The following is a 13824-nucleotide window of genomic DNA, read 5'->3' as shown; positions in this document are numbered from 1 at the left end:
ACGTGGCGACGAACCGACACGGCCTCCAGGAGCGCATCGAGGCACGGATCCGGGAGAACCTCCTGGACCTGGTGGACAGCAAGCAGTGGAACATCTACCGCGGACGGTTCGTCAACGCCGTCCAGGCCCGCGCCGAGGAACTCCTCGGCGTGCCGTGCCTGACCACCAACGCGGGCACGGCCGCCCTCGAACTGGGCCTGCGGGCCCACGGGATCGGGCCGGGCGACGACGTGGTGATCCCCAGCTCCACCTTCGTGGCCACCGCCCAGGCCGTCCTGCTGACCGGCGCCCGGCCGGTGCTCTGCGACGTCGACGACACCACCTTCAACCCCGAGCCCGAGCACGTGCGGGCGGTGCTGACCCCGGACACCAGAGCCGTGATCTTCGTCCACACCTTCGGCAACCCCTCGGGAGCGGGCCGGGTGGCGCAGTTCTGCACCGAACGGGGCCTGCTCCTGCTGGAGGACGCCGCCCAGGCGCTCGGCGCCCGACTGGGCACCCGCGCCGTCGGCTCGCTCGGCGACGGCGCGGCCTTCAGCTTCAACACCTCCAAGCCGCTGAGTTGCGGCGACGGCGGTATGTTCACCACCGGCGACCCGCGGGTCCACGAGCGGGCCAAGGCCATCCGCCACGCCGGGCTGCGCGAGGTGCCCGACGGGCGCTTCCTGGCCCACGAGATCGGCGGCAAGTCGCTGCTGACGGAATTCCAGGCAGCCGTCCTGGAACCGCAGTTCGAGGCCTTCGAGGAACTGGCCCAGATCCGCACGCAGACGGCGCTGCTCCTGCGTGAGCACCTGCCCCGCGTGTCGCCGCACGCCCGCCTCCAGCACATCGACCACGACGCGCTCAGCGCCTGGCAGCGGGTCGCCGTCACCCTGGACACCCCCGAGCGGGCCGAACAGGTGCTGGCCGAGCACCCGTGGCTGGAACGCTTCTACATCGCGGCGCTCGTCGACGAACCCGTGGTGGCCCGGCACGCCCTCTACACCGAGGAGATCGCCCACCGCTGTCGCGACCTGTGGGGACGCCTGGTCGGCGTCACACTGTGGCCGTTCCAGGACCTCGACGAACTCATCCTTCAGGCAACGAATCTGACGGAACGTCAGGACAAAGCCACAGTCATGCCTGAGCTGCCCGAGCCTTCCGAGCCGCCCGGGCCCGTGAACGGCGGCCGGCGATGACCGGCCTCGCGCTGCGGGCCCACCGCACCGAGGCGCCGGGGCAGCCCCGCCCGCTCGACGAGGCGGCCACCGGCGCGTTCACCGGCTCCTTCACCGACGAGCTGGACCACTGGCGCGAGCGGGCCGGGCGCGACTGGCGCGCGCTGTCCGGGCCCGCGGACGCCCCACCGGTACCCGGGGAGGTGCCCGGCTACCTGGTCGACCGGTACGCCTTCCGCGCCTATCTGGCCGACGGGTTCGGGGTCCGCATCGCGGACCGCTTCTCCCGCCCCTTCGCACCGCAGGCGGCTCGCTGGCAGGAGCTGACCCGCTCCCGGCTGCGCGGGATACCGGGCGCCGGCCTGCCGGCGGTGCGGCTGGAACAACCCGTCACCGACACCCCGCTCGTGCACGACCTGCTCGGCCGCTGGCGCAGGTACCTGACCGGCCTCGGGATCACCTACGACCCGGCCCTCTTCCAGCCTCCCGACGGCCGGAGCTGGCTGGAGCTGTTCCGCGACTCCGTGCTCTACCCGTTCTATCCACCGGCCATCCCCGGGCCCACGTTCGTGGAACGCCTCAGCCCCCGCCAGTGTGAGCGGCTCCTGGAGCGGCACGGACGGGCGGGCATCATGAGCCTGTACGTCTTCCTGCTCCAGGCCCACGAGGACACTCACCGTGCCCAACGGGGCGAACCACTGCTCTGCGAGTACGTGCTGGCGGTGCTCTGGTGCAGGTTCCTCGACGAACACGACCTCTGGTACTGGGAGCGCAACGAGGACAGCGGGGTCTCGCTCAACCTCGAAGAGCCCTACCTTCGCCGTGTCCACCTCGACGACCGGACCTTGCGCGCCCTCGTCCACGACACCGCCTCGGGTGCCGGGCAGGCCCTGGGCCCCGGTGCCTACGAAGAACTGTGCCTGGCGGGCTGGCTGTTCGACACCCGGGCCATCGCCTACCAGGACTACCTGGAACTGGTCACCCTGCGCCTGGGCGGCACCGCACTGCACGAGCGGCTGACTCTTGCGCTGAGCGCACTGGACGCCCGCCTGTCCGCCACCCCCCGGCACGGTGCCGGCCACGCCGACTCACCCGAAGGGACGGCCCGTTGAACCCCACCGACCCCGCGGAGCTGGAAGGCACCGCCTACCTCTCGCTGCAGAACCCCTGCAACGCCAGCTGCCCGATGTGCCTGAGCTGGCGCGATGACAGCGTCCTCACGGCCGGCACCGTCCGTGACGCCCTGCGTGCCCTGGCCGACGAGGGCTGGCAGCGCGTGATCTTCACCGGTGGGGAGTTCGTCACCCACCCAGACTTCGACGCGCTCCTCACCCTGACCGGGCGACTCGGCCTCGACTTCGGCTTCATCACCAATGGCACCGTTCTGGAACCCGGCCACGACTGGCTGCTCGACTCCCCGCGCCTGGCCAAGGTCGTGTACTCCCGCGACTTCGCCGACCCCGAGCGCCACGCCACCTGGCGCAAGCTGCCGGCCTTCCCCGAACAGGACATCACGCAGGCACTGGCCCGGATCTCCGACCGGGGCGTCTTCTGCCAGCTCAACACCGTTCTCATGCCCACCAACGCGGACGACCTGGCGGATTTCACCACCCTGCCGTTCTGGCCGAGCCTGCACCTGTGGCACCTGATCCCGGTCAAGGGAGCCATCGCCAGGACCTGGAACGAGGAGACCCGCCGCCGCCTCAGGACCACCGTCGCCACGCTCCACGCCACCCCCGGGCCGGGCCCCACCCTGATCAGCCCGCTCCCCTCCGGCTTCGCCGACATACCGCTCACCGAGGTCCGTACCTCCCGCCCGACCGGCTCCGCCGTCCGGGGACGCTCCTGCACCGTGGAACTGGGCCAGCTCTACATCGACGCCTCCGGCCACGTGCTGCCGTGCAACTCCATCGCCTGGGAGGAACGCCGCACCATCGGCTTCGGCAACCTTCACGAGGAGTCGGCCAAGGCGATCCTCGCCCGCCGACGCCACGCCCTGGCAACCGCCCACAACAGCGGGCGCCTCGGCTGCCACGCCTGCGACCCCCTGAACTTCGCCACCAACATCCGCCGCGGCAGCGGCGGTCCGGCACCGGAGTGAACCGAGGAGAGCCGCGATGAACCCGGACCAGCGCCCGGCCCTGGCCGCGGGCAGGTACGCCCTCGGCGGGGACCTCACGGTCACCCGCCTCGGCTTCGGCTCCAAACACCTGACCGGCCCGGGCGCCCTGGGTGCCCCGGAGGATCCGGCCGAGGCCGTCCGGGTCCTGCGCCGGGCCGCGGACCTGGGGGTGACCTTCATCGACACCGCCGACTGCTACGGTCCGATGATCGCCGAACAGCTCATCAGGAAGGCCCTGCACCCCTACCCGGACGACCTGGTCATCGCGACCAAGGCCGGTCTCACCCACCCCGGACCGGGCCAGTGGCACCCCGTCGGCCGACCGGAGTACTTGCGTCGGCAGGTCGAACTGAGCCTGCGCAACCTCGGTCTGGAGCGCATCGACCTGTTCCAGTTGCACCGCATCGACCCGCTCGTGCCCCTCGTGGACCAGATCGGCGCCCTCAGACTGCTACAGGAGGAAGGCAAGATCCGTCACGTCGGCCTCTCCGAAGTGTCCGTCGAGGAGGTGGAGGCGGCGGCCCGGATCACGCCGATCGTCTCGGTGCAGAACCTGTACAACCTCACCGACCGCACCGCCGAACCACTGCTCGACCACGCCACCCGCCACGGCATCGGCTTCATCCCCTGGTTTCCCCTGGACACCGGCCGTCTCACCCGGCGCAACGGACCCCTCGCCACCCTGGCGCGCCGGCACGGTGCGACGCCCTCACAGCTCGCGCTCGCCTGGCTGCTCAGGCGCTCCCCGGCGATGCTGCCGATCCCCGGCACCTCCCGCGTCGCCCACTTGGAGGAGAACACCCGAGCCGCCGTGATCGCACTGTCCGACACCGAACTCGCCACGCTCACGGCGATGGCGGTCTAGCGGCGGCACCCGGTGCACGGCCGGACTCTGCCCACCGCCTGCCGCGCCACAACGGCAGGGCCCGCCGCGGCGGATCTCCCGTCGAAGAGTCCTTCGCGTCAGCTCCCGACGGTCGCGTTTCACGGGACGGCCCTACAGGGCGATCCATTCCGTCGTCGTCGTGACCTCCGCCAGGACATCCGGGACGGGGTCGGTGCCGATGCCGGGGGCGGTGGGGACCTCGAGGTGGCCGTCGGTGAGCTCGAACGGGGGCGTGATGTCCGTGGCGTAGTAGCGGTTGGAGGCGGAGGTGTCCCCGGGGAGGGTGAAGCCGGGGAGGGCGGCGAGGGCGATGTTGGCGGCGCGGCCGAGGCCCGTTTCCAGCATTCCGCCGCACCAGACGGGGACGCCGTGGGCGCGGCACAGGTCGTGGATGCGGCGGGCTTCCAGGTAGCCGCCGACGCGGCCGGGCTTGATGTTGATGATCTGGCAGGCGCCGAGGGTGATGGCGGCCGCGGCGTGGGCTGCGGACTCGATGGACTCGTCGAGGCAGATCGGGGTGGTGAGGCGGCGGGCGAGCTGGGCGTGCTGGACGAGGTCGTCGTCGGCGAGGGGCTGTTCGATCAGGAGCAGGTCGAACGCGTCGAGCCGGGCGAGGTGGCGGGCGTCGGCGAGGGTGTAGGCGGCGTTGGCGTCGACCTGGAGCAGGAGCTGGTCGCCGAAGCGCTCGCGTACCGCGCGGACGGGTTCGACGTCCCAGCCGGGTTCGATCTTGAGCTTGATGCGGACGTAACCCTGCTGGACGAAGTCGTCGACGGTGTCGAGGAGTTCGGGGAGGGAGTCGGCGATGCCGACGGAGACGCCGCACGGGACGCTCGCGCGGTCGGCTCCGAGGTAGGAGGCGAAGGACTCGCCGGTGGCGCGGAGCTGGGCGTCGAGGATCGCGGTCTCGAGCGCGGCCTTGGCCATCTTGTGGCCCTTGAACTGCTCCAGGGCGCGGCCGGCCGCGTGCGCGTCCACCGTGGCGGGCAGGGCGGGGATGAGGTGGCGGCGCAGGAGGTCCTGGGCCGCGTCGACGTATTCGTGGTTGTAGCGGGGGGCGGTCATGGCGGCACATTCGCCCCAGCCGTCGCCGTGGGTGGTGACGACGCGGACGAGGAGGACGTCACGGTCGTGCTCGGTGCCGAAGGAGGTGCGGAACGGGGCGCGCAGGGGCATGGCGATGCGGCGCAGTTCGATGCCGGTGATCTTCATCAGGCGGTGGGCTTTCGGGTGAGGAGGTAGCTGCTCTTGTCGTGGAAGCCGATGACGCTCGCGCCGTCGGACAGAAGGGTGCCGAGGACGTCGCGCAGGGCCAGGCGCCAGTCCTTCGCGGCTGCGGGGTCCGTCCTGCGCAAGGTCTCGATGTCGGCGGGGAGTTGGACGAGGAGTGATCCGGCCGTGAGGGTGCCTGGCCGAGGGCGTCCGTGGTGGTCGCGCAGGGCGTAGTGGGTTGCCGAGGGGAGGTCGGGACGCTGGGGGTGGCCGAGGGCGGCCGCTTCGGCGCGGGGTTCGAGCAGGTGCCAGACGGCCAGGGCGCGGTCGGTCTCGTCGCCGGTGTTGATGCCGTCGTCCATGGGCCCGTAGAAGGAGGGCAGGTACTCCTCCGGCAGGGCGCCCAGCTTGACCAGGTTGAAGTGGGCGTTGCGCCGCACCAGCGGGTCGTAGGTCCAGGTGATCCGGTCCAGGCCGCGTTCCAAAGCCCAGGCGCGCTGGTGGAGTTTGAGGGCGTGGCCCGCGCCGAGCCCGGGCAGTGCGCCGGTGACGTGGGAGTGCAGGCCGCGTCCGACCGGCGCGGACAGGAAGGCCACGGAGGCGCCGACCAGGCGGCCCTGGTGGTAGGCGCCGGCGACGTAGTTGCCGCAGTGGGACAGGGCGCGCATCTGCTCGACGTTGACCGGGGAGTGTTCGGGCGGGCACTGCCAGATGCGGGCGAAGAGGGCGACGACGTCCGCGAAGTCGTCCAGGTCGTGCAGTTCTCTGATGTCCGGGGCCGGGATGGTCATCGGTTCACCTCGCGGATCAGTTCGGTGAGCAGCCGGGCGCGCGTGGGGAGGTGGTGGACCTGTACGTGTTCGTGGTCGGCGTGGGCTCCGCCGCCGACGGCGCCGAGGCCGTCGAGGGTGGGGCAGCCGACGCCCGCGGTGAAGTTGCCGTCGGAGGCTCCCCCGACGGAGACACCTCGTAGGGGCGGCATGCCGAGGTCGGCGGCCTTGCGCTGGGCGAGGGCGTAGAGCGCGGCCGAGCTGTCGGCGTCCAGGGGTGGGCGGTTGGGCCCGCCGCTCACCCGGAGTGCGGCTTGCGGGTCGACGGGGCGCAGGCCGCGTACGAGGTCGTCGACGCGTCGTTGCGCGGCCTGGCTGGGGACGCGGACGTCGACGCTGATGCGGGCGGCGGCCGGGACGGTGTTGCCGGTGGTGCCGGAGGTGAGCAGCGTCGGAGTGACCGTGGTACCGGTCTCGCCGGTGTCGGCGCCGACCTGGTCGGCGAGGGCGGTGAGGGCCAGGATCTGGTGGGCCGCTTCCACGGCCGCGTTGACGCCCTTGTGGGGCTCCAGGCCGGCGTGCGCCGCGCGGCCCTTGACGTGGATCTCGTACCAGGAGGCCCCCTTGCGGGCGGTCTTGAGCGCGCCGCCGTCCGCGGACGCCTCCAGCACGAACGTGGCGGCACAGGTGCGGGCGGTCTCCTCGATGAGGGTGCGGGAGGCGTCGCCGCCGACCTCCTCGTCGCCGGTGACCAGGACGCACACCCCGTCGCGTTCGGCCGGGGACAGCGCGGCGACGGCGTGCAGGAGCTGGACGAGTCCGGCCTTCATGTCGAAGACCCCGGGCCCGGTGGCGATGCCGTCGCGGACCTGCCACGGATGGGTGCGCAGGGAGCCGGTCGGCCACACCGTGTCGTGGTGGCCCAGGAGAAGCACCCGCGGGGTGCCGAAGGCCCAGCGCACGTGGGTGACCCCGTCGGTGACGATCAGGTCGGGCTCCGCGCCGAGCAGGCGGCTGCCACGGGCGGCGAGGACGCGGGCGCAGGTGGCGAGGGCGGCGTGGTCGGCCGAGAAGGACTCGCAGGTGACGAGCGCTTCCAGGTCGGCCAGCATGGCCTCGAGGTCGGGTACGACGGTGGACATTGCCTGCCTTTCGGTGGCGGAGGGCGGCGGTGGTCCGTCGCCTGGTGGCGATGACCGCGGAGGTGTGGGGCTTCGGGTCCGCCGGTCCGGCTCGCCCGTCCCTTCGAGCCCCGGCGTGGCGGTCCGCCCGCCCGGGCGTCCGCGGCCATCGCACGTTCATGCTGTCGAGCGCGGTGTGCGGGCCGCTGGTCGTACGGTCTGAATCGTGAGGGACCGGTTCGTTCGTGACGACCAACGGGCGGCCGGGGACCGCATGCGGCCGGTCAGCCCCGGAGGCGTCACAGGTGGGTGGTGAGCAGGCGGCGCAGGTTGCCGCCGAGGATCTTGAGGATGTCGGCTTCCGGCAGACCGCGGGTCAGCAGGGCCTTGGTCACCAGGGGCATGCCGGCGGGGCCTTCCAGGCCGGGGAAGGTGAACCCCGGGTCCTCCTCATCGGGGAAGTCCTCGCAGCACGGGGGCATGACGTCGGTCATGACCTCGCGGACGAAGTCGGCGCCGATGCCGACGTGGTCGACACCGGCGACGGAGACGACGTACTCGATGTGGTCGACGATCCGGTCGACGTGGACGGTGTCCTGACGGTCGGTGAGGAAGTCGGGGACGAAGGCGACGCAGACCAGGCCGCCGGTCGCGGCGACACCGCGGATCTGCTCGTCGGTGAGGTTGCGGTGGTGGTCGCGCAGCGCGCGGGCGCAGGAGTGGGTGGCGATCAGCGGGCGGGTCGCCAGTTCCAGGACGTGGGCGACGCCGGTCGCGCCGAGGTGGGAGACGTCGAAGAGGATCCCGAGGCGTTCCATCTCCCGTACGGCGGCGACGCCGGGCGCGGTCAGCCGACTGCCGGTGGCGTCCTCGCGGCTGCCGTCGGCGAGCGGGGTGCGGCCCCAGTGGGCGATGGACGCGATCCGTACGCCGAGGCGGTGCATGGTGGAGAACAGCTCGACGGAGGCGTCGATGCCGGGGGCGCTCTCCAGCGCGAGGACGAGGGCGGTCTTCCCCGCGGCCAGGGCGGCGTCGATCTCGGTGCCGCTGGTGCACAGGGCGACCTGGTCGGCGTTCTCCTCGGCCAGGACGTGGGCGCATTCGATCATGCGCAGGGTCTGCCGGAGGCTGCCTTCGGGGCGGTACGGGTCGTCGATGAAGACGGGCAGGACCTGTAGATCGATGCCGCCTTCGCGCAGTTGCGGAAGCCAGCGTTCGCGGAAGAAGGCGCCCCAGCGCTTCGGGGGGCGGGCGGCGACGGCCATCAGCAGGTCGTTGTGCGCGTCGGCGACGACGGCGCGGTGGTGGAGGTCCTCGGACACGGCAACGCCTTTCCGGTGAAGGGGGGTTGAGGGGGCGGCGCGATCGCCGTCAGGCGGGGGCCAGGCGCGGTACGGCGTCCAGCAGGGCGCGGGTGTAGGGGTCGGTCGGCGTGTTGACCACCTCGTCGACCGGGCCGTTCTCGACGAGGCGGCCGCCGCGCATGACCGCGACGGTGTCGCAGACGTAGCGGACGACGGCGAGGTTGTGGGAGATGAACAGCATGGTCAGGCCGAGTTCGGCGCGCAGTTCGCGGATCAGGTTGAGCACCGCGCCCTGTACGGAGACATCCAGGGCGGAGGTGATCTCGTCGGCGATGAGCACTTCGGGCCGTGCGGCGAGCGCCCGGGCGATCGCGACGCGCTGCCGCTGCCCGCCGGACAGTTCGCGCGGGTACTTGGCGGCGCAGGAGGTGGGCAACGAGACCAGGTCGAGCAGGCGCGTGATCTGCGCGGCGCGCTGGTGGCGGCTGGTGCGCGCGCCTTCGAGGACGGCCTCGCCGATGGTCATCCGCGGGTCGAGGGAGGAGTAGGGGTCCTGGAAGACCATCTGGATCCGCCCCGGGGTGACTCCGGTGACGCTGCCGCGGTGCGGGAGGAGTCCGGCGACCGCGCGGGCCAGGGTGGACTTGCCGGAGCCGGACTCGCCGACCAGGCCGAGCGCGGTGCCGTCGGGCACCGCGAGGGTGACGTGGTCGACGGCGGTGAAGCGGCCGAACCGTACGGTGAGTTGTTCGATGTTCACGAGACCTCCCAACAGGCGACCGCGTGCTGTCCGTCGCGGACCAGGCGCGGGCGGGTGGCGCAGCGTGCGGTGGTGAGCGCGCAGCGGTCGGCGAAGGCGCAGCCGGTCGGCACGTCGCCCGGCGCGGGCTGGCGGCCGGGGATCGTGGTGAGCGGGGCGGACCGGTCGGTGGCCATGTCGGGCAGTGAGCCGATGAGGGCGCGGGTGTAGGGGTGGCGGGCGTCGGCGGCGAGGTCGGCGGCAGGCAGTTCCTCGACGACGCGGCCGGCGTACATCACCGCGACGCGGTCGCACAGTTCGCCGACGACGGCGATGTCGTGGGAGATGAACAGCGCGCCTGCGGCGGATTCGTCCACCACCTCGCGCAGCACGCGCAGGACTTCACGCTGGACGGTGACGTCGAGGGCGGTGGTGGGTTCGTCGGCGATGATCAGCCGCGGGGTGCCCATCAGGCCCATGGCGATGACGGCGCGCTGCCGCATGCCGCCGGACAGTTCGTGGGGGTACTGGCGGATGACGTGCTCGGGGTGCTTGATGTGCACCCGGTCGAGGCGTTCGACGGCGCGGGCGCGGGCTTGGGCCCTGGTGGCTCCGGCGTGCAGGGTGGCGACCTCCGCGAGCTGGCCGCCCACGCGCAGGGCGGGGTTGAGGGAGGAGGTGGGGTCCTGGAAGACCATGGCCAGGCAGGAGCCGAGGAGCTTGCGCCGGGCGGCGGGGGTGAGGGTGTCGAGGTCGACCCCGCACAGGCGGGAGCGGGAGCTGCCGACCAGGCCGGGGTGGGGCACGATGTCGCCGATCGCGGCGGCGGTCATGCTCTTGCCGCTGCCGGACTCGCCGACGACGCCGACGATCTCCCCCGGCCGCACGGTCAAGGAGACCTGGCGGACGGGTGTGACGCCACCGGGGAAGGCGACCGTCAGGTCGCGGATCTCCAGCACGGCGTCGGGGTCGGCGGGGGCAGCGGCCTTCGGCAGGTCCGGGAGCACGGCGTCGCCGACGGGGTCGATGGTGCGGGCGGCCGCCGCGGCGAACGCGTCGCCCAGCAGCATGAACCCGAGCCCGGCGAGAGTGACCGCGACCGCGGGGGCGACGACCACGGACGGGGTGACGTAGACGTGCCCGAAGGCGTCGTTGAGCAGGCGGCCCCAGTCGTACGACGGCGCCTGGACGCCCATGCCGAGGAACGACATCGCGGACAGCCCGAGCAGCGCGGCGCCCATGGACTGGGCGAGGTTGAGGATCAGCGGCTCGGCGATGTTGGGCAGCACGTGCCGGGTGAGGACGCGGTGGCGCGGGACGCGCAGCATCCTCGCGGCGGCGATGTAGTCGCTGCCGGCGACGGACGCGGTCAGGGTGTGGGTGAGGCGGGCGAAGGTGGGGGCCAGGGCCACCCCGATGCCCAGGACCGCTCCGCGCCCGCCGAGTCCGGTGACCACCGCGGTGAACATCGCCAGCAGCAGGGCGGGGAAGGCGACGAGGATGTCGACGGCCGCGACGACGCAGCGGCCCCAGCCGCGCGGCAGCAGGGAGGGCAGGGCGCCCAGCACGATCCCGGCGGCCGTGCCGATGCCGGTGGCGAGCGCGGCGAGGCCGAGGGTCAGCCGGGTGGCGACCAGCGTGCGGGCCAGCAGGTCGCGGCCGAGCGCGTCGGTGCCCAGCAGGTGGGCCGCGCTGGATCCCTGGCCGATCTGCGCGGGGTTGATGCGGGTGGCATCGGAGCCCCAGATCCACGGCGCGACGACGGCGAGGACCAGCAGGGCGGCGACCAGGGTGGTGCCGACGAGTCCGGCGGGGGTGCGCAGCAGGCGGCGCATCATGCCTCCTTGGGTCCGGCGGACAGCGTGGACGTGGGGTCGAGGACGCCCAGGGCCACGTCGACGAGGAAGTTGATGACGAGGACCAGCGCGCCGTAGACGAGGATCATGGCCTGGGCGACGGGATAGTCCTTCTGCGTGATCGACTCGACCGTGCGCAGACCGAGGCCCGGCCAGGCGAAGACGTTCTCCACCAGCACGCTGCCGGTGACCAGGCCGCTGAGCAGCAGGCCGCCCATGGTGAGGGTCGCGGTGAGGGTGTTGGGCAGCAGGTGCACGGCGTAGGTACGCCACGGGGGCAGGCGTTTGGCGCGCGCCAGTCGCATGTAGTCGGTGTCCAGCTCCCGCAGGGTCTCCACCCGGGCCAGGCGGGCGATCATCGCGGCCGGCGCGATCGCCAGCGAGAGGACCGGCAGCACGTAGGAGGACGGGCCGGTCAGACCGGCGGGCGGCAGCAGGTGGGCGCCCAGGGCGAGGACCAGCAGCAGGGCGAGCCCGTAGAGGTATTCGGGGACCGCGACGGCCGCGCCGGTGAGCGTGGCGAAGACGGTGTCGGTACGGCGCCCGCGGCCGTGGTGGGCACGCACCGCGCTCCACATGCCGAGGGGGATCGCCACCGCCAGGGCGACGAGTGTGGCGAGCAGGGCCAGGGCGAGGGTGTTGGGCAGGCCCTGGCGGATGATCTCGCTGACCGGCTCGGAGGAGAAGAACGAGGTGCCCAGGTCGCCGGTGCACAGATGCCGCACGTAGTGGGCGAACTGGACGACCAGCGGCTGGTCGAGGCCCAGTTGGGCACGGCGCTGGTCCACCAGGGCCTTCGGCGCGGAGGGTCCGAGCATCTGCCGCAACGGGTCGCCGGGGATCAGGTGGATCATCGCGAAGGACGCCACGACCAGGACGGTGAGCGACAGCAGCAGACGCAGCAGGTGGCGGGCGAGGAAGCCGGCGCCCGGCCGCCGGCCGCGGCGGTCGGGAGCGGGAGGGGAGGCGTGAGCGGGAGGGGAGGCGTGCGCGGTCATCTCGTGGCCCCTGTCAGGCGGATCGTGGTGGGCGAGAACAGGCCGGAGGAGATCTGGAAGGTCGCGTCCCAAGCCGCCACCGTCTGCGTCTTGTCCACGACCGGGACCAGGTCGGCGTCGTCGAACAGGGCGCTCTCCGAGCGTTCCCACAGCGAACAGCCGGTGGTTCCGGGCAGCGTGCTCGCCTTGGCCGTCAGGCTGTCGTACGTGGTGTTGGTCAGGTGGGCGAAGTTGTTGCCGTCGGGGGTGAAGGGGCCGGACAGCAGGCCGACGAGCTGGGTGGGCAGCGTGACGCCCAGCGGTGCCCAGTCGACGTCCCAGTCCTGGGTGACGTCCTCGACCTGGCTGTAGGCGGCGTCGGACACGGCCCGCAATTGCACGTCCGCGCCGATCTGCTTCCAGACGTCGGCGAGGTACTCGGCGGCCGCGGCCATGGTCTCGCCCGCGGAGGCGCCGTAGATCATGCGGATCGTCAGCTTCCTGCCGTCCTTGACGCGCACCTGACCGGGGCCGGGGCGGCGCCAGCCGGCGGCGTCCAGTTCCCGTTCGGCCACCTGCGGGTCGTAGGCGGGCAGGTGGCCGGTGACGCTGTCGCCGGAGCAGGGGCGGGGCTGGGTGACCAGGCCGGTGGGACGCCGACCGGTCGCGCTGGTGGCTACGGCGCCCAGGTCGGTGAGGTTCACAGCGGCCAGCAGGGCCTTGCGCACGGCCGGGTCGCTGCCGGGGTGGCCCGGGCCCTCGTGGAAGAAGAACTCCTGAGTGCCGTTCTGCTGGATGCTGGTGGTCACCCCGGGCACGTTGCTCACGCGCGCCCGGTCCGGGCCTTCGAGCAGTGCGCCGTTGAGCTGGTGGGAGAGCAACTCGTTGGCGATGGTCGACTCACTCGGCAGGACGCGCAGCTCGACCTTGCCGGGCACGCCCGGACCCGCGGTGCCGGCGCCGCCGGGCCCCCACGCGTAGCCCTTGCGGCGGGTGAAGACGTAGCTCTGGTCCGGCTGCTCCGAGGTGAGCTGGAACGGCCCGGAGCCGGAGGTGCCGTCGGCCAGCAGCTTGCGGTCCTTCAGGCCCGCCCCGCACACGACGAACAGGTAGCGGGTGCTCTGCAGGATGAACGAGAACGGCCGCGGGGTGGACAGCGTCACCGTTCCCGCGGCGTCGTCCGGCGTCGCGGTCAGTCCCTCGGGCACGACGACGCCGTAGGCCGGGGACGCGGTCCGGGGGTCGGTGATGTGGCGGACGTTCGCCGCGATCGTGTCCGGGGTCACCGGGCTGCCGTCCGCGCAGGTGACGCCCTTGCGGAGGGTGAAGGTGACCGAGGACGGCCTGACCTTCCAGGAGCCGGCGAGGCCGGAGACGACCCGGCCGTCGCTGTCGACATTTACCAGGGTGTCGTAGGCCAGCGACAGCGCGGTGTAGGTGGAGGTGCTCTGCGCCAGGGCGGGATCGAGCGATCCGGGGTCGCTCTTGAGGGCGAAGGCGAACGTCTCACCGCCCTTGGTGCCCGCTGTCGGGGCGCCGCAGCCGGCCAGGAGGAGCGTTGACGCCGCGATGCCGGCGACGACCACTCGGGGTGTCTTCATCAGGGAGCTCCAGGCTGGGGAAGTTGCCTCACCCTCCCGGCTCGCGCGTCCGGATGGTTCAGGCGGGACGACGAAT

12 protein-coding genes are annotated in these 13824 nt (G+C 72.4%); 4 read left to right on the top strand and 8 right to left on the bottom strand.

The features are described from left to right. Positions 1–2: 2 nt before the first annotated feature. Genes K7472_RS02475 through K7472_RS02460 form a run of 4 tightly spaced genes read left to right on the top strand, consistent with a single transcriptional unit; the run spans position 3 to position 4147 of the window. The gene (locus K7472_RS02475) at positions 3–1181 is read left to right on the top strand and encodes a DegT/DnrJ/EryC1/StrS family aminotransferase (protein WP_222973426.1); all 1179 of its coding nucleotides are present in this window, start codon (positions 3–5) and stop codon (positions 1179–1181) included. After that, a complete protein-coding gene (locus tag K7472_RS02470) occupies positions 1178–2272 on the top strand; it encodes a hypothetical protein (protein ID WP_222973424.1) in 1095 nt (364 codons plus the stop codon). Before K7472_RS02475 ends, K7472_RS02470 begins: the two co-directional genes overlap by 4 nt. Continuing rightward, positions 2269–3261 carry a radical SAM/SPASM domain-containing protein gene (locus tag K7472_RS02465; protein WP_222973422.1) on the top strand — a complete coding sequence of 331 codons (993 nt, stop codon included), beginning with the start codon at positions 2269–2271 and terminating at the stop codon, positions 3259–3261. Before K7472_RS02470 ends, K7472_RS02465 begins: the two co-directional genes overlap by 4 nt. Positions 3262–3277: 16 nt before the next feature. Continuing rightward, positions 3278–4147 carry an aldo/keto reductase gene (locus K7472_RS02460; RefSeq protein WP_222973420.1) on the top strand — a complete coding sequence of 290 codons (870 nt, stop codon included), beginning with the start codon at positions 3278–3280 and terminating at the stop codon, positions 4145–4147. 132 nt (positions 4148–4279) lie between these two features. On the opposite strand, the gene menC is transcribed toward K7472_RS02460, so the two are convergent. The 8 genes from menC to K7472_RS02420 all read right to left on the bottom strand — a co-directional run bounded on the left by menC (position 4280) and on the right by K7472_RS02420 (position 13748). Then, positions 4280–5380 (bottom strand): o-succinylbenzoate synthase, encoded by a 1101-nt coding sequence (menC, locus tag K7472_RS02455; protein ID WP_222973418.1) that lies wholly within the window; start codon positions 5378–5380, stop codon positions 4280–4282. Further along, the gene (locus K7472_RS02450; RefSeq protein ID WP_252394926.1) at positions 5380–6171 is read right to left on the bottom strand and encodes a GNAT family N-acetyltransferase; all 792 of its coding nucleotides are present in this window, start codon (positions 6169–6171) and stop codon (positions 5380–5382) included. Before K7472_RS02450 ends, menC begins: the two co-directional genes overlap by 1 nt. Further along, complete coding sequence (locus tag K7472_RS02445; protein WP_252394925.1) at positions 6168–7292, bottom strand: M20 family metallopeptidase; 1125 nt, start codon at positions 7290–7292, stop codon at positions 6168–6170. The genes K7472_RS02450 and K7472_RS02445 overlap by 4 nt, the downstream gene beginning before the upstream one ends. A gap of 278 nt (positions 7293–7570) precedes the next feature. Continuing rightward, on the bottom strand, positions 7571–8593 hold the full coding sequence (locus K7472_RS02440) for a dipeptidase (RefSeq protein WP_222973416.1): 1023 nt from the start codon (positions 8591–8593) through the stop codon (positions 7571–7573). A gap of 49 nt (positions 8594–8642) precedes the next feature. Beyond that, on the bottom strand, positions 8643–9335 hold the full coding sequence (locus K7472_RS02435; protein ID WP_222973414.1) for an ABC transporter ATP-binding protein: 693 nt from the start codon (positions 9333–9335) through the stop codon (positions 8643–8645). Beyond that, positions 9332–11152: a dipeptide/oligopeptide/nickel ABC transporter permease/ATP-binding protein gene (locus K7472_RS02430; RefSeq protein WP_252394923.1), complete on the bottom strand. Its 1821-nt coding sequence runs from the start codon at positions 11150–11152 to the stop codon at positions 9332–9334. Before K7472_RS02430 ends, K7472_RS02435 begins: the two co-directional genes overlap by 4 nt. Then, entirely contained in the window at positions 11149–12168 is a 1020-nt protein-coding gene (locus K7472_RS02425) for an ABC transporter permease (RefSeq protein ID WP_222973411.1), read from the bottom strand. The genes K7472_RS02430 and K7472_RS02425 overlap by 4 nt, the downstream gene beginning before the upstream one ends. Beyond that, positions 12165–13748, bottom strand: coding sequence for an ABC transporter substrate-binding protein (locus K7472_RS02420; protein ID WP_222973409.1), 1584 nt, complete (start codon positions 13746–13748; stop codon positions 12165–12167). Before K7472_RS02420 ends, K7472_RS02425 begins: the two co-directional genes overlap by 4 nt. Positions 13749–13824 lie beyond the last annotated feature (76 nt).

It is taken from the genome of Streptantibioticus parmotrematis (assembly GCF_019890615.1).
GTDB lineage: Bacteria > Actinomycetota > Actinomycetes > Streptomycetales > Streptomycetaceae > Streptantibioticus_D > Streptantibioticus_D parmotrematis.
This window is presented reverse-complemented; position numbering and strand designations above follow the sequence as displayed.